Source organism: Entomomonas sp. E7T21, from assembly GCF_058693955.1.
This window is the reverse complement of sequence record NZ_CP191672.1, coordinates 2598911-2614610: the sequence shown is the minus strand read 5'-3', so window position 1 is coordinate 2614610 and position 15700 is coordinate 2598911. Positions and strand designations below refer to the sequence as shown.

Sequence of the window (15700 nt, the reverse complement as noted above, 5' to 3'; positions counted from 1 at the left end):
ATGGTTATAAGTCCATGTATAAAGATAAATAGAAGCTATAATACTAGAAATAATAAGATAGATTAGATCTTTCTTAACAGCATAAGAGTAAGGGTTTGTAAATGTTGAGTAATTGGCATAGGCAAAGAATGTACAAAAGACAAGTAAACTATAAATAGTAGCTATTAAATATTGGTTCAATACTGGATTAATTGTTATAGGATTAGGGGTTATATTGCATTTTTTAAAATAAAAATTACTAATCAAACCAACACAAACAATAAATATTGTTTTAAAGGTTAAGGTAATTATTTGAATTAATAATATTGCTATAGTGAAGTCGGCCAGCTCAAAAAAAAGGTAGCTAGTTTTAGGTAATACAACAGTAAATAAAATCATCATCATAATGAAAATAGTAATAGTTGTGCCTAAAACATAAAGTATATTATTTTTAGTGATTGATATGAGCGAGTATTGCATTGTAAAAAGTAATACAACTAGGAAAAGCGGTAATAATGTAGAAAAGATTAGATTATAAGAGCAATATGAAATAAAAAATGTAAAAGGATTTATAAAGTTAGGTTTTAAAATGATGGATTTTGTCACTGGATCAAAATTCATAAAGACAGTAAATAAATAATTGTAAAGAATATAAAGAATTACTGAAAGTAAAGGAAGTATAAACAGTTTTAGAGAGTTCTTGTGCATAAGATTAATTAATCCATTATAAAAATAGCTTATATAAATAACAGGGAATATTTTAGGGTAAAAGGGTTAATTGATTATTAATCAACAGTGAAAAAATAAGGAATGATTTTAAATTATGATAATGATAAGAAATGGTGATTAAAAAAGGGCTAAAAAAGATTAGCCCTAAGAGTGATTAAACATCTACTAAGATAAGTACAATTAATTCTTTTGGGCCATGTGCACCATAAGCCAGTACCTGCTCAATATCAGCAGTTTTGGAGGGGCCAGAAATTAGTAAAGCATTAGTTGGGGTATTCTCCACCCAATTTAATTTTTGTTGGGCATCATAGAAGTTATCAACAATCTTACTGGCTTCTAAAATAGCAAAGTGAATAGGTGGCACTAGACTCATTAAACGAGGTTCTTCTCTATTTGGCCATACAATTAAACTACCTGTAGCCGCAATACCACCCAAAGTACTGGTAATACTAGATTCAATCTCAAAGAATAGTTCATTTTTCCATTCATCCACTAAGCGATCGTAAAGTTTTAGAGTAGGAAGGTCGGTATTTTGCTGCCAATAGTTATCTATTTGTTTACCCCACTCAGTAGTAGGTGCATAAAGTAGGTTGTTTACTTGTTTTTGCTTAAGTAAATCAGCAAATAAAGCTACCCAGCTTGCTTTAGTGGTTTGATGAATTTCCGTGCGTACAGATTCCATCATGGTTCGTAATTGTTTAATTTTGCCTTGCGTATCACCATACGACCAAGGTTTAGTGACTAATTCAACATTAAAATCGTCAGGGCGAGGTGTGGTACCTTCAAGGCTGGTACGCAACTTTTTTAGAATATTTTCACGAGCAGTCATTATTGTTCTCCTAAGTGCTTACGTGCTAATTCATGAAGAGTATGCTTAGCTGGCTTAGCTTTGCTATGGTTTTGTGACCAAGCCATTATATTAGGGGTTAATGCCCTAAAACGAGTAGCCAATAGGCTAAAGTTCCGATATAACGCAGGTTTGGTATTCAGTGTTTTCCAAACTTTCCACATTAATCTTTCTTTACGCGAGAAGCGTGCACCTTGCCCTTTAACAGTATGAGGTGTTTCTTCAGGCGGACGAACATCTTCTTCACGAAGTCTGCGTAATAATTCAGGGATAGGGATTTTTACAGGACAAACTTCACCGCAAGCACCGCAAAGGGTTGAGGCAATAGGTAAGTCTTCAGTTTTATCGAGTCCCATTAAATGAGGAGAGATAATTTTACCAATGGGGCCAGGATATACCGTGCCATAAGCTTGCCCGCCGATACGGGTATAAACAGGGCAATGGTTCATACAAGCACCGCAACGGATGCAATTAAGGGTTTGTCTTAATTGTGCATCAGCAAAAGCTTGGGTACGACCATTATCTAATAAGACTAAATGGACTTCTTCTGGGCCATCCAGTTCGTCAGCTTTACGTGGACTGGAGATTAAGTTTACATAGGTTGTAATGGCTTGGCCTAATGCTGAGCGAGTGAGTAAAGAAACAAGGGCTACGGTATCACGCAAGTTTTCTACTACTTTTTCAATACCTGTAATAGCAATATGAACAGGTGGTACAGTGGTAGACATGCGGCCATTACCTTCGTTTTCCACTAAGAAAAGTGAGCCTGTTTCTGCTACTGCAAAGTTTACCCCTGAAATACCGATGTCAGCTTCAAAGAATTTTTGACGTAAAATCTTACGGCCTGTTTGAATTAGGGTATCTACATCATCAGTGTATTGGGTGTGTAGTTTATTTTCAAATAGATGGCCTACTTGCTTAGCACTTTTGTGAATGGCTGGCACAATAATATGGGAAGGGCGCTCATGGTCTAATTGGATAATATATTCACCCATATCAGATTCTAACGCTTCAATACCATGATGCTGTAGATAGTGGTTCATGTTCAGTTCTTCACTGACCATGGACTTACCCTTAATAAAGTGTTTAGCTTGGCGACGCTGAGCAATTTCCAAAATAATTTGGTTAGCTTGATCTGTAGTTTCAGCCCAATGTACTTGTACACCTTGTTTAGTTAGATTTGCCTCAAGCTTTTCTAATAAATCAGGTAGTTTAGAAAGGGCTCGAGCACGAATATGGTTACCTAGTTCACGTAGGTGTTCACGTTCATATTCATCACTCATGGAAGCTAAACGTTTAGTCATTAGCGAGTCCATAGCAGAGCGCATATTATGGCGTAACTGTTGGTTGCCTAGCGCTTGGTGAGCATTTTCTTTAAAATGTTGGCTTAACGCATCAAATACAGGAATACGATGTTGATCTTGATTACTCATCACTAGTGCCTCCTGTACGTAACCAAAGGAATGTAGCTAGATGTTGTCCCCTAAGGGCTTCATTTTGCTTTTCAAAAGAACCATTAATATTCATTAAACAACCACAATCAGCAGTCACTACTTGGCTGGCACCTGAGTCTTTCAGTGCTTTAGTTTTATCTAATACCATAGCACCTGAAATATCAGTCATTTTTACTGAGAAAGTACCACCAAAACCGCAGCATTCACTTTCATGGTCATGGTTGACACGTTCTACATTATCTAGTTGAGCTAATAGTTCCCGAACATGTAAGTGAGTATTCATTTCACGACGTGCTGCACAAGAAGTATGTAAGGCAATTTTGGTATGTGGCCCTTGATCTTTAAGTTGGATTTTACTGACATACAGTAAAAACTCACCAAACTCATAAATGCGTTCACTTAAGGCATTTACTTTCTCTAGAGTTTCAGGCTCATCTTTAAATAATTCTTTGTAATGATGGCGCATCATTCCCGCACATGAGCCAGAGGGGATAACCACAGGCCAATCGTGTTCAAATAGTTTTATTTGCGCGCGAGCTACTTCTTTTGCTTCTTCGGTATAACCTGAGGAGTAGGCCGGTTGGCCACAACAACCTTGGTCTTGAGGGTAATGTACTTTGATACCTTCACGCTCAATAACACGAATGGCATCTAAACCTGCATTGGGAAACATAATATCAATAACACAGGTGCCAAATAGATAAATATCCGTTGGTTTTTCTGTTGGATATTGACGGGGTTCAGGCAGAGAGGGAGCTACACGAGTTGCATTAGGTGCAGCGTCATAAAATAAATTACTCATCAGGTTATCCTCTGGTTTTTACCAGTTTTTATCGCTATCCCCTAGCTTTTTATACTTTGTTGAATGACTATTTGTAATGTCTTCAGCCATTCGCCTTGTCTAAAAAGCTATGGAAATAACTATCTCAAAATATGTAAATCTAACAGGACAATCACGGTAGTCCTGTTGGGTTATTAATGGGTATAAATCATCCAAGGAAATACATAAGATTGTAATAAATTTATAAGTCCTACAATTACAGCAAAGAAGATACTGTGCTTCACGGTAAAACGGAATAAATCAGATTCTTTACCCACTTGGTTAGTGGCAGCACAAGCTACTGCAATAGATTGTGGAGAAATCATTTTACCTGTTACACCACCACTGCTATTAGCGGCTACCATCAGTGTGTCTGATAAACCTAATTGATGAGCAGTATTAGCTTGTAAAGAACCAAATAATGCATTAGCAGAAGTATCAGAACCTGTTAGGAATACGCCTAACCAACCTAAGAAAGGTGAAAAGAATGGGAAGGCAATACCAGTGCTAGCAAGTACAAGTGCCATTGTTACAGACATACCTGAGTTGTTAGTCACATAAGCAAAGCCTAATACCATGCCGATAGAGAATATAGACCATTTTAATTCTTTAATAGTTTCCCAAAATGTACAGAGTGCTGATTTGGGGTTAATTCTTAAAATGATGATAGAAATAATAGCAGCGATTAAGATGGCTGTACCTGTAGCCGCCACCACATCAAATACAAATAAGTTTTTAATATGGTTAATTCCCGAGCCTGTAGGATCAGCTACAGCAATGGGGGCTGATTTGGTAATTTGAATGCCATCAAATACAAATTGGGCACTAAATACACTTAAAGCATCTTTAATAGTTTTTAAAGTCCATACACTAACCATAATGGTTAGCACAATAAAAGGCGACCATGCTAAAAGAATTTGTTTAAAACTATAGGGTAGGGGTTGTTTTTCTTTAGTACCAGTAGCAATGCTTGCCGTACCATCACCATTAATAGCTAGTTCTGCACTACCTTTTGGTTGCCAAACTTGTAATAAGGCAGTTAAGCAAAGCATACTCACTAATGCCGAAGTAATGCCTGCTAGCTCATAACTGATATAGTGAGCAGTAATATATTGCACAATAGAGAAACTAAAGCCTGTCACTAATGTGGCTGGTAAGGTTTGTTTAACACCTTTGACACCATCCATAATAAATACAATCCACATGGGTACAAAGGCAGCTAAGAAGCAGAGTTGACGACTAGTCATGGCACCTACTTCGTGGGCATCAATACCGCTTACAGAACCAGCAACAGTAATAGGAATACCAAGAGCACCAAAAGCAACAGGGGCAGTATTAGCAATTAAACATAAACCAGCGGCATAAATAGGGTTAAAACCAAGACCAACTAATAGTGCTGCTGTAATGGCAACAGGTGCACCAAAACCAGCAGCACCCTCTAGGAAACCACCAAAACAGAAACCGATTAATAGCACTTGTAGGCGTTTATCATCAGTAATATAGACAATGGAGTCACGGATAATATCGAACTGACCACTTTTTACGGTGAGCTTGTATAAAAATACGGCTCCAATAATGATCCATGCTATTGGCCATAACCCATATAGAAATCCATGAGCTGCGGAGAGTAAAGCCATTTTGGCAGGCATACCAAAAGCTACGATAGCAACAATAATAGATAAGATAAGTGTTATAGCACCTGCTATATGACCTTTTAATCTTAAAACAGTTAAGGCTAAAAAGAAAAATATTACAGGGATTGTGGCTACAAAGGCTGATAGGTAAATATTTCCAAAAGGATTATAGATGTGTTCCCATATTTGCATGAGTGGCTTGCCTCTTTATAGTGTTTATTATAAAGTTAGTTCTATTGTTATTTTGGTCAATTGGTAAGACCAATTTCAATTTATGTATATTAGATTAAAGGTTTATTGACTAATTAGTCAACTATTCTTTGTAAGACTTTTGTAGAGTTTGAAGTAATAAGTTAGAATTATTCGGATAAGTTGCTTGATAGACAAGAAAGAGACATTAATGGCCCAACAATTGGTAAAAAATAGAAAAATATCTGATGACATTGTTGAACGTTTAGAACAAATGATTTTAGAAGGTATATTTGCAACGGGTACACGTTTACCTGCTGAACGTAAGTTGGCTGAGCAATTTGGTGTTTCTAGACCTTCTTTAAGAGAAGCGTTAAAAAAGTTAGCAGCAAAAGGGCTCATTACCAGTAAGCAAGGTGGTGGTAACTATGTGGCAGAAGGTGTAGGTCAATTATTTAAAGACCCTATCTTAAATTTATATGAAGAATACCCTGATGCACAACGAGATTTATTGGAGTTTCGTCATACCTTAGAAGCTTCCAGCGCTTATTATGCAGCGCAACGTGCTACAGCCTTAGATTTAGAACGTTTAAAAAAGGCTTTTGAGTCTATTGAAAAACGTTATTTAGATAAAAATAGCACACAACAGCAGGAAGCAGAAGCAGATGCTAATTTTCATTTAGTAATTGCTGAAACAAGCCATAATATGGTATTACTGCAAATTATGAGAATGCTCTGTGATTTAGTAAAACAAAATATTATCACCAGTATTTTTGGCTTACATGCCTATAGTACAGAAGCACGTGATAGTTTAATGGAACAACATAGAGCATTGTATGAAGCTATAAAAAATGGTGACCCTGAGCAAGCCAAATTAGCAGCAAGTACACATATTGATTATGTTCGTACAGTCTGGGATGAAATGGCACAAGAGCAAAAGCGTATGGCTCAGTCAGCAAGAAGGGAACGGCTTAGCCAGAAGCAATAATAGGGGCTGTTTAGCCCCTGTTATGTATACTTTAAGAAGTATGGGCAGTTATTTTCATTAATACCATACCTGAGATAATAAGTATTGCTGCTAAGATACGTAAAGCACTTATTTGTTCATTTAAGAACATAATACCTACTATAAATGCACCTACTGCACCAATACCTGTCCATATTACATAGGCTGTACCTAATGGCAAACTACGCATTGCATAAGCTAATAATACAAAGCTAGCAATCATAGCAACAATAGTAATAATGGAAGGGGTAAGGTTTCTAAAGCCATCAGAGACTTTCATGAAATATGACCAAACAACTTCAAGTAGGCCAGCGGCTAATAAAGCAAACCATGCCATATATAATACTCTCTATTAGATAGGGTCAGGTCGTCCTGAAGTTATTGCGAAAAGAGAAAGGTCGTCCTTTCTGTCAGTCATTATAACATAAAGATTGAACACTGTAGGATAGCCTTTAATAGGTTTTAGTCACCGATTTGTTGTTATAAAAATGGGTTAATATTTTTTGATTGTAAACAGCTTATTGTATTATTCTCATCATCATTATTTGAAATTATAGTATGATATTGGCAATTTTTTTAGGTTAGAGGAATGATAATGCAAGCAGATATCGTTATTGTCGGTGCAGGTATGGTTGGCAGTACGCTGGCTTTAGCATTAAAAGATTCTGGATTAAGTATTGTTGTGTTAGAGAGTAATACAACTACTTATAAAGAGTTTACCGTTGAAACACCTTTTGAACCGAGGGTAAGTGCGATTTCCATTGCTAGTCAACGAGTATTGCAACATGTGAATGCTTGGAACGGTGTGCTTGCAAGACGCTTATCTCCTTATAGCCAAATGTATGTATGGGATGGTTCAGGCACTGGTCATATAGAGTTTGATGCAGCTTCTGTACATCAGCCAATATTAGGCCATATTATTGAAAATAGGGCAATTCAAGATGCTCTATTAGAAAAATTAGAAGAAGCAAATGAAACCATTACATTATTACCTGAAGTTGAGTTGGAAAGTTTAGAGCGTACAGCAGAAGGTTGGAGTATTGTTTTAAAAGATTACCTACAGATTCAAGCTAAACTAGTTGTGGGCGCAGATGGTGCACGCTCTAAAGTAAGACAGTTAGCCGATGTAAAAACACGTGAGTGGGATTATTTTCATCAAGCAGTTGTTACCAGTGTGCGTTGTGAAAAAACTCATCAACAAACAGCATGGCAACGTTTTACAGATGAAGGCCCGTTAGCTTTCTTACCTTTATCATTAGAGGGTGATGAACATTGGTGTTCAATTGTTTGGTCTTTACCACCTACCACTGCTGAACAAATAATGGCTTTGGATGATGAGGCATTTTGTAAAAAACTCTCTGAAACCTTTGAGTATAAATTAGGGAAAGTAGAACATGCAGATCCTAGAATGTGTATACCACTTCGCCAACGTCATGCTAAACGCTATATTCAACAAGGTTTAGCTGTTATTGGCGATGCGGCTCATGTAATACATCCATTAGCAGGGCAGGGTGTTAACTTAGGCTTTATGGATGCGGCAGCGTTAGCTGAAACGTTGCTTGAAGCTGTAGCACAAAATGAAGATATTAGTAGTGTAAAAGTGTTGGGTCGTTTTGAGCGTAATAGAATGCCTCATAATTTAGGTATGATGGCAGCGATGGAAACCTTTGAACGTTTATTCCAAGCGGATCCATTACCTTTACGTTGGCTTCGTAATACAGGATTAAAAGTAGTTAATCAATTACCAGAAGCAAAAGCATTATTTATTCGTAGAGCATTGGGTATTGAGGGTTCTTTACCTAAAATGGCAATGGCTTAACTGATTATTTATAATATGTAAGCCCCTACTATAGGGGCTTTTTCTTGAAAAATATATGAGTAACATTATTAATGAAAAAGAATTTTTTTACGGTATTGCCATTAGTTATTACTTTTGCCGTTATTTTTGCATGGCAATTATATGTTGAACAGCCCACTCCAACTGTAGAACCATCAACTAGTCAAACTGCTAATCAACATCAAATAGATCATAATCCAGCTACTAATAATCCTCAGTTATTAGCTGCTTATAATGATCGGGTTGGTAAGTTACAAGTTAAGGGGCAAGGGACTATTGTTAAAATATTAAAAGATGACTTAGAGGGTAGTCGCCACCAACGCTTATTATTAAGAGTGAATGATAATCAGACAGTATTAATTGCTCATAATATAGATTTAGCGCCACGTATTCCTAATCCTGAAGTAGGAGATATAGTAGAGTTTTATGGTGAATATGTGTGGAATAATAAAGGAGGTGTTATTCATTGGACACATAAAGACCCTAGTAGTAGACACACAGATGGCTGGTTACGTTATCATGGTAAACGTTATCAATAACTTAGATGAACTAGGAATGATTTTTATATAATGGAGTTTAGATACCATGAAACCTTTGATGATAACAAAGGAAGATTTACTTGCAGTAAATAGATTAAATTGGATAAGAAACTTTCGAATTAATAAATGGAAGTTTTTAGCTTTTGAGGTAGGTGGAGGGGTTTTAGGGTTTATCTTAATATTAGGCATTTTTACAACGCCTACTGTTGGGCTTATAGTAGGTGGACTAGGGTTAATTTTATTTATACCGTTTATTATTGTTGTTAGTTGGTTTATTGTTTTTCCTTTTTCGGCTAGTCAACAATTTCGTAAAAACAAAATCCTTTCAATACCCTATATGATAAAGTGGGATGAATCTTATTTTTATATATCCAGTGACCAAACAGATGCTAAATTAGCATGGAGTGTTTTGATGGATATGGTTGAAAATGATGACTATATATTGCTTTATTCGCATACTTTAATATTTCATTTGATTGCTAAACGCTATTTTGATAGTACTGAGGAAATGGAAAACTTCTTACATACAGCTAAAGCAGGTATGAATATAAACCTTACAAGCAAATAATCACTTACATCTTGAGATGGTAGTAGTTTGGAAGTTACGTAGTTTAATCTGTAAACCTTAATCCTAATGTTTGCCAAACCTCTACCAATGCTTCTACTAGATGATGAATATGATGATCTGTATGAAGCGGGGTAGGGGTTATTCTTAACCGCTCAGTACCTTTTGGTACAGTAGGATAATTAATAGGCTGAATATAGATATTATGTTTTTCTAATAAACGTTGACTGGCTGCTTTACATTTTTCCGCATCACCTACCATCACAGGAATAATATGGGTATCGGTAATCAATTGGGGTATTTTAGCTTCTGCTAGTGCTTGTTTAGCTTTTCTAACTTGCTGTTGTTGTAACTGTCGTTCAGTATTCGACTGTTTTAGGTGTTGTACAGAAGCTTTTGCAGCAGCCGCTACTGAAGGTGGAATAGCAGTAGAAAAGATAAAACCCGGTGCATAGCTACGAATAGCGTCAATAATATTAGCATTAGCAGCTAGGTAGCCGCCCATTACGCCAAAAGCCTTACCTAAAGTGGCTTCAATCACATCAATACGTTGCATGGCTTCAACTTGTTCTGCATAACCACCACCATGTTTGCCATACATGCCGATGGCGTGTACTTCATCTATATAAGTCATGGCTTGGTATTTTTCAGCAAGATCACAAATAGCATGGATAGGTGCTACATCACCATCCATTGAGTAGATACTTTCAAATACAATGAGTTTGGGACGATCACCTGCTTCTTTTAATAATTGCTCTAAATGATTAAGGTCATTATGTTTAAAAACAACTTTATCACAATGAGATTGTTTAATGCCTTCAATCATTGAGTTATGGTTATAGGCGTCAGAGAGAATTAAGCAGTTAGGAATTAATTTAGCGAGGGTCGAGATACCTGTTTGATTAGAAACATAGCCAGAGGTAAATACTAACGCAGCTTGTTTTTGGTGAAGGTCGGCTAGTTCTTGTTCAAGTTCTACAATAGCATGACTATTGCCAGAGATATTGCGTGTGCCACCAGCGCCAGTTCCATAACGCTGTGCTGTAGTACACATGGCTTCAATAACAGCAGGGTGATGTCCCATGCCTAAGTAATCATTAGAACACCAAACGATAATTTGTTGGGCTCCTTCTGCTGAATGCCAAAAGGCTACAGGGAATTGGCCTACAATGCGTTCAATGTCTGTGAAAACACGATAACGACGTTCTGTATGTAATTTATCTAATGCCGTATTAAAGAAATCTTGGTAGTTCATTACTTAGTAACTAATCGCTGGCTGTTAAAATAAATAAAGTAGAAACTGCGTTGAGTTAGTTTATAGTTTTAAGAAACATAGTTAACGCAATTCAATAGTTATTTGTTTACTACTGTTCTTTTCAGTTGGCTAAGTATACTCTAATCTAAATTTTTTTTAATAAAAAATCCGTCATATCGTTAAAAATGTAGAAAATATTTTTGATAAGTATTGTTCTTTTCCGCTATAAGTTCTAGGATAGTGCTCATAATTTTTAACATCTATTTATAAACTCTTATAGTCGCTTAGTGTCAATAATCACTAACACACAACAATAATGGAGAATAATATGCAATTGAAAGACACCAGTCTATTTCGCCAACAAGCTTATGTGGATGGTAAATGGTTAGATGCCGATAGTGGTAAAACTATTGAAGTAACCAATCCAGCGACAGGTGAAGTAATTGGTACAGTACCTAGAATGGGTGCTGCTGAAACTAAACGTGCCATTGAAGCTGCTAATAAAGCTTTGCCTGCATGGCGAGCTAAAACAGCAAAGGAGCGTTCAGTTATTATTCGCCGTTGGTTCGATTTATTAATTCAACATCAAGATGATTTAGCTTTAATCTTAACCACTGAGCAAGGTAAACCATTAGCAGAGGCTAAAGGTGAAATTGTTTATGGTGCTTCTTATTTAGATTGGTTTTCAGAAGAAGCTAAACGTGTTTATGGTGATGTGATTCCTGGTCATATGACAGATAAACGAGTGGTTGTTATTAAACAACCTATTGGTGTGACTGCGGCTATTACACCTTGGAATTTCCCTAATGCGATGATTACACGTAAAGCTGGCCCTGCATTAGCAGCTGGTTGTACGATGATTATTAAACCTGCAAGTGCTACTCCTTATTCAGCATTGGCTTTGGTTGAGCTTGCTGAGCGTGCAGGTGTTCCTGCTGGTGTGTTAAGTGTTGTAACGGGTTCGGCAGGTGAAATTGGTAATGAATTAACCAGTAATCCAATTATTCGTAAGCTTTCTTTCACAGGTTCTACTGAGATTGGCCGTGATTTAATGGCTGAATGTGCGAAGGATATTAAGAAAGTATCTTTAGAGTTAGGTGGTAATGCTCCCTTTATCGTATTTGATGATGCTGATTTAGATGCAGCTGTTGAAGGTGCGATGATTTCTAAATACCGTAATTCAGGCCAAACTTGTGTTTGTGCAAACCGCTTATATGTGCAAGACAGTATTTACGATGCGTTTATTGAGAAATTCAAAGCGGCCGTTGCTAAGTTGAAAATTGGTAATGGGGCTGAAGCGGGCATTACCACGGGTCCTATGATTGATGGTAAAGCAGTAGAAAAAGTACAAGAGCATATTGAAGATGCAGTAAGCAAAGGGGCTAAAGTGGTTGCAGGTGGTAAAGCACTGGGTGGTAATTTCTTTGAACCTACCATTTTAGCTGATGTACCTAAAGATGCCAAAGTATCTAAAGAAGAAACTTTTGGTCCATTAGCACCTGTATTCCGCTTCAAAACAGAACAAGAAGTGATTGAGTACGCTAATGATACTGAGTTTGGTTTAGCTTCTTACTTCTATGCTAAAGATATGTCACGTGTAATTCGTGTTTCTGAAGCGTTAGAATATGGTATGGTAGCTATTAATACTGGTTTATTATCTAATGAAATGGCACCCTTTGGTGGTGTTAAAGCTTCTGGTTTAGGCCGTGAAGGTTCTAAATACGGAATTGAAGATTATTTAGAAATTAAATATTTATGTATTAGTATTTAATTATTGGTGATTTCAGAAACATTGGCAGTCGATCATCGTATGCTGCCAATGACATCTTCTGAAGTTGTATCCTAACCCGACTGGATCGATGAACAGTCAAGAGGACATTATGGCTAAACAAGTAAAATCAACTAAAACAGTAAAACAATCAAAACCAACAGCTAAAGTAGTGAAACCAGCAAAAGCTGTAAAACCAGCTGCTAAAGCAGTTAAACAAGCAAAGCAAACTAACGCTAAATTATTTAAGCGTCGTGCAGCGGCAGTAGCTAATGGTGTGAGCATGATTCACCCAGTGGCTGTAGAGCGTGCAGAGAATGCTAAAATATGGGATGTTGAAGGTAAAGAATATTTAGACTTTGCTGGTGGTATTGCAGTATTAAATAGTGGTCACTTACATCCTAAAGTAGTTAGTGCTGTTCAAGAGCAATTAACTAAAGTAACTCATACTTGTTTCCAAGTAGTGGCTTATGAGCCTTATATTGAGCTTTGTGAAAAAATTAATGAATTAGTACCTGGTAAGTTCCCTAAAAAAACATTACTTGTAACTACTGGTTCAGAAGCTGTTGAAAATGCTGTGAAGATTGCTCGTGCGGCGACTGGTCGTCAAGGTGTAATCGTATTTGATGCTGCTTATCATGGCCGTACTATGTATACCCTTGCGATGACTGGTAAGAAAGTTCCTTATGCCGCGGGTATGGGTTTAATGCCAGGTGGTGTGTATCGTGCACTCTTCCCACGTAAATTGCATGGTGTAAGTGTAGCGGATGCATTAGCAAGTGTTGAGCGTATCTTTAAAAATGATGCGGAACCACGTGATATTGCAGCAATTGTTCTTGAACCTGTACAAGGTGAAGGCGGTTTCTATGCAGCGCCAAAAGAGTTCTTTAAAGGACTACGTGAAATCTGTGATAAACATGGTATTGTATTGATTGCTGATGAAGTACAAACAGGTGCTGGCCGTACGGGTACGTTCTTTGCAATGGAGCAAATGGGAGTAGTACCAGATTTGACTACGTTTGCTAAATCTATTGCTGGTGGTTTCCCATTAGCTGGTGTTTGTGGTCGTGCTGAGTTAGTAGATTCTATCCCACCAGGTGGTTTAGGTGGTACTTATGCAGGTAACCCACTTTCTTGTGCAGCAGCATTGGCAGTAATTGATGTATTTAAAGAAGAGAAATTACTAGATCGTGCTAATAAGTTAGGTGCTAAAGTTAAGAAAGCATTAACTGCTATTCAGAAGAAACATCCTACCATTGCCGAAGTTCGTATTACTGGTGCAATGATAGCGTTTGAGTTAATGGACAAGAAAACCCATAAGCCAAATGCTGAGCTAGTAGCTAAGATTGTAGAGCGTGCTCGTGAGAAAGGTTTATTATTACTTTCCTGTGGTTCTTACTACAATATTATGCGTATTTTAGTACCTTTAACTATTTCTGATGCAGATTTAGATAAAGGTTTAAATATTATTGCTGAGTGTTTTGCAGAGTTAGATAAAGGTAAAAAATAATTTATCTAATATCTTAGTAATAAAAAACCCATCATTTTGATGGGTTTTTTATGTATAAAATAAAATTATTTTTTCTTACCTTTTTTCTTCTTATTAGCTTTTTTACTACTAGGTAATGGAAATGCTTTTTCAAAAGCATTATGAACTTCTTGTAGCTTTTTCTCATGAATATCATGGATACGTTTACTACGTTCTTGTTTAAAATTAACTAGGTTATTGTCAGTTGTTTTCTTCATAAAAGCACACTGTGTAAGCTGAACAAGATAATACATATTTTAGAAAATAGTTATACTGAGCTTTAGCTTATTCTTAGTCAATAAATAATAATGGAAATGATTATAAAATAAAAAAATTCTTATTGATTAGTCATAAGGGATTATCTTTATTTGGATAAGATTAGAGTTAGTTCGTTTTATAAATTGAATATTATCAATAAGTAAGTTTTATTAAAAATCAGAATAGGCGCTGGCTTTATTGATTGCTTTGCTCTAAAGTGATTGTTTTTAAAGATAAGTCTTGTTATTTCTTGATACAGTAATTTAATAAAACTACTTTTATCAAGCTATTTAACATGATTAAAATGATGTCCTTTTAATTGATCCTTTCTTTGTGAAGTAGGGGATAGTTTAGTGGAAGCTAAAGATTTTTATACAGTAGCAGATAATCATGTACTGAAGTTTACAGAACAAACAGATTTAACTGAGGATGAAAAATGGTTAATTGCTTTAGGAGGAATTTTTTCTAGCCTAGCAGGAGACTATGTTAATAGTATTGAAACTGGACGAACTAATCAGGAAATCAGAGAATCATTACGTAAACATTGGTTAATTAATGACAGAGCTGCTTTTGAGCATGCTGCTTTACGATTGGCTATTGGTGAAAAAAGAGATCTTTATTTATCTCGCTTAAAAATGCTACGTCGTTTTTTTGATTTTCATGATAATGCTAATGTTGCTGTTAAATTTGTTGCAAAATTCTCACCGTTATTGGCTGTGGATTGGTATCAAACAAGAACTAAAGAAGATTTACGTAAAGTTGCTAGGGAAAAATTAGAGTTAGACCGATTGGCTAAACCAGGTAATAAAAAGAGTGAAGAGTTATTTGCTTTACTAAAAAATGCTAATGAATGGCGTAAAAAATTAGACTGTGTGGCTGACTATCATCAGGTAAATGATTTGGTTGCTTGGGATGCAGTGTGTTTAGTTAATTTAGCGCGTTGTGCTACACAGATTCATTTTATTGACCGTACAGAGTTTGTTAAATATGCTGGTGCTATTAAAAAACAAGTACAGGCTGCTTATAATAGTTGGAATGAAGCTGCGCTTGCTTACTTAATGGGCACTTTCTTATGGCAATATTCTGAAAGTAAAGCAAAAACAGTGATTAGAACAACTTGTCAATATTTAGAGGATCCTAGAACCTTAGTTCACTCTGTCAAATTTAAATAACAGTATGTTCGTTAGACCAGAAGTCAGCCAAAAATTTCTGCAATTTAAGATTTAGTTGAGAAAGCCTTTAAAACAGCTTAAGTGGCAAATGGTAATGAACAAGCGTTTGCTATTCAATCA

The 15700-nt window shown here is 36.3% G+C and carries 14 protein-coding genes; 7 read left to right on the top strand and 7 right to left on the bottom strand.

The window, feature by feature from the left end; all coding sequences use genetic code 11:
• Positions 1–862 precede the first annotated feature (862 nt).
• The 4 genes from ACQVD9_RS12340 to ACQVD9_RS12325 form a co-directional block, all read right to left on the bottom strand.
• Positions 863–1537 carry a LutC/YkgG family protein gene (locus ACQVD9_RS12340; protein WP_264746250.1) on the bottom strand — a complete coding sequence of 225 codons (675 nt, stop codon included), beginning with the start codon at positions 1535–1537 and terminating at the stop codon, positions 863–865.
• Positions 1537–2988, bottom strand: coding sequence for a LutB/LldF family L-lactate oxidation iron-sulfur protein (locus ACQVD9_RS12335; RefSeq protein ID WP_264746249.1), 1452 nt, complete (start codon positions 2986–2988; stop codon positions 1537–1539). Before ACQVD9_RS12335 ends, ACQVD9_RS12340 begins: the two co-directional genes overlap by 1 nt.
• Positions 2981–3811 carry a (Fe-S)-binding protein gene (locus ACQVD9_RS12330; protein WP_264746248.1) on the bottom strand — a complete coding sequence of 277 codons (831 nt, stop codon included), beginning with the start codon at positions 3809–3811 and terminating at the stop codon, positions 2981–2983. Before ACQVD9_RS12330 ends, ACQVD9_RS12335 begins: the two co-directional genes overlap by 8 nt.
• Before the next feature lie 173 nt (positions 3812–3984).
• Positions 3985–5655, bottom strand: coding sequence for a lactate permease LctP family transporter (locus ACQVD9_RS12325; RefSeq protein WP_264746247.1), 1671 nt, complete (start codon positions 5653–5655; stop codon positions 3985–3987).
• Between the two features lie 208 nt (positions 5656–5863).
• On the opposite strand from ACQVD9_RS12325, the gene ACQVD9_RS12320 reads away from it, so the two are divergent.
• Positions 5864–6640 carry an FCD domain-containing protein gene (locus ACQVD9_RS12320; RefSeq protein WP_264746246.1) on the top strand — a complete coding sequence of 259 codons (777 nt, stop codon included), beginning with the start codon at positions 5864–5866 and terminating at the stop codon, positions 6638–6640.
• A 31-nt stretch (positions 6641–6671) separates the two neighbouring features.
• On the opposite strand, the gene ACQVD9_RS12315 is transcribed toward ACQVD9_RS12320, so the two are convergent.
• Positions 6672–6995 (bottom strand): DMT family transporter, encoded by a 324-nt coding sequence (locus ACQVD9_RS12315; RefSeq protein ID WP_264746245.1) that lies wholly within the window; start codon positions 6993–6995, stop codon positions 6672–6674.
• A gap of 258 nt (positions 6996–7253) precedes the next feature.
• Between ACQVD9_RS12315 and ACQVD9_RS12310 the strand changes: the two genes are divergently transcribed.
• The 3 genes from ACQVD9_RS12310 (at position 7254) to ACQVD9_RS12300 (ending at position 9602) form a co-directional block, all read left to right on the top strand.
• Complete coding sequence (locus ACQVD9_RS12310) at positions 7254–8477, top strand: 2-octaprenyl-3-methyl-6-methoxy-1,4-benzoquinol hydroxylase (protein ID WP_492089045.1); 1224 nt, start codon at positions 7254–7256, stop codon at positions 8475–8477.
• 71 nt (positions 8478–8548) lie between these two features.
• Complete coding sequence (locus tag ACQVD9_RS12305) at positions 8549–9034, top strand: DUF3465 domain-containing protein (RefSeq protein WP_264746243.1); 486 nt, start codon at positions 8549–8551, stop codon at positions 9032–9034.
• Between the two features lie 46 nt (positions 9035–9080).
• Positions 9081–9602: a YcxB family protein gene (locus tag ACQVD9_RS12300; protein WP_264746242.1), complete on the top strand. Its 522-nt coding sequence runs from the start codon at positions 9081–9083 to the stop codon at positions 9600–9602.
• A gap of 43 nt (positions 9603–9645) precedes the next feature.
• On the opposite strand, the gene hemA is transcribed toward ACQVD9_RS12300, so the two are convergent.
• The gene (gene hemA / locus ACQVD9_RS12295) at positions 9646–10854 is read right to left on the bottom strand and encodes a 5-aminolevulinate synthase (RefSeq protein WP_264746241.1); all 1209 of its coding nucleotides are present in this window, start codon (positions 10852–10854) and stop codon (positions 9646–9648) included.
• A gap of 328 nt (positions 10855–11182) precedes the next feature.
• On the opposite strand from hemA, the gene gabD reads away from it, so the two are divergent.
• Complete coding sequence (gene gabD / locus ACQVD9_RS12290) at positions 11183–12625, top strand: NADP-dependent succinate-semialdehyde dehydrogenase (RefSeq protein WP_264746240.1); 1443 nt, start codon at positions 11183–11185, stop codon at positions 12623–12625.
• A gap of 109 nt (positions 12626–12734) precedes the next feature.
• On the top strand, positions 12735–14132 hold the full coding sequence (gene gabT / locus ACQVD9_RS12285; RefSeq protein WP_264746239.1) for a 4-aminobutyrate--2-oxoglutarate transaminase: 1398 nt from the start codon (positions 12735–12737) through the stop codon (positions 14130–14132).
• A 65-nt stretch (positions 14133–14197) separates the two neighbouring features.
• Here gabT and ACQVD9_RS12280 read toward each other — a convergent pair whose 3' ends face one another.
• Positions 14198–14368: a hypothetical protein gene (locus ACQVD9_RS12280; protein WP_264746238.1), complete on the bottom strand. Its 171-nt coding sequence runs from the start codon at positions 14366–14368 to the stop codon at positions 14198–14200.
• A gap of 393 nt (positions 14369–14761) precedes the next feature.
• Between ACQVD9_RS12280 and ACQVD9_RS12275 the strand changes: the two genes are divergently transcribed.
• Positions 14762–15580 (top strand): DUF1266 domain-containing protein, encoded by an 819-nt coding sequence (locus ACQVD9_RS12275; RefSeq protein ID WP_264746237.1) that lies wholly within the window; start codon positions 14762–14764, stop codon positions 15578–15580.
• Positions 15581–15700 lie beyond the last annotated feature (120 nt).

Excerpts from the sequence above, each read along its gene's own strand:
- ACQVD9_RS12330 (WP_264746248.1), bottom strand. The coding sequence starts at position 3,811 with ATGAGTAATTTATTTTATGACGCTGCACCTAATGCAACTCGTGTAGCT.
- ACQVD9_RS12300 (WP_264746242.1), top strand. The coding sequence starts at position 9,081 with ATGAAACCTTTGATGATAACAAAGGAAGATTTACTTGCAGTAAATAGA.
- ACQVD9_RS12335 (WP_264746249.1), bottom strand. The coding sequence starts at position 2,988 with ATGAGTAATCAAGATCAACATCGTATTCCTGTATTTGATGCGTTAAGC.
- ACQVD9_RS12340 (WP_264746250.1), bottom strand. The coding sequence starts at position 1,537 with ATGACTGCTCGTGAAAATATTCTAAAAAAGTTGCGTACCAGCCTTGAA.
- gabT (WP_264746239.1), top strand. The coding sequence starts at position 12,735 with ATGGCTAAACAAGTAAAATCAACTAAAACAGTAAAACAATCAAAACCA.
- ACQVD9_RS12310 (WP_492089045.1), top strand. The coding sequence starts at position 7,254 with ATGCAAGCAGATATCGTTATTGTCGGTGCAGGTATGGTTGGCAGTACG.
- ACQVD9_RS12280 (WP_264746238.1), bottom strand. The coding sequence starts at position 14,368 with ATGAAGAAAACAACTGACAATAACCTAGTTAATTTTAAACAAGAACGT.
- gabD (WP_264746240.1), top strand. The coding sequence starts at position 11,183 with ATGCAATTGAAAGACACCAGTCTATTTCGCCAACAAGCTTATGTGGAT.
- ACQVD9_RS12325 (WP_264746247.1), bottom strand. The coding sequence starts at position 5,655 with ATGCAAATATGGGAACACATCTATAATCCTTTTGGAAATATTTACCTA.
- ACQVD9_RS12315 (WP_264746245.1), bottom strand. The coding sequence starts at position 6,995 with ATGGCATGGTTTGCTTTATTAGCCGCTGGCCTACTTGAAGTTGTTTGG.
- ACQVD9_RS12320 (WP_264746246.1), top strand. The coding sequence starts at position 5,864 with ATGGCCCAACAATTGGTAAAAAATAGAAAAATATCTGATGACATTGTT.
- ACQVD9_RS12305 (WP_264746243.1), top strand. The coding sequence starts at position 8,549 with ATGAAAAAGAATTTTTTTACGGTATTGCCATTAGTTATTACTTTTGCC.
- hemA (WP_264746241.1), bottom strand. The coding sequence starts at position 10,854 with ATGAACTACCAAGATTTCTTTAATACGGCATTAGATAAATTACATACA.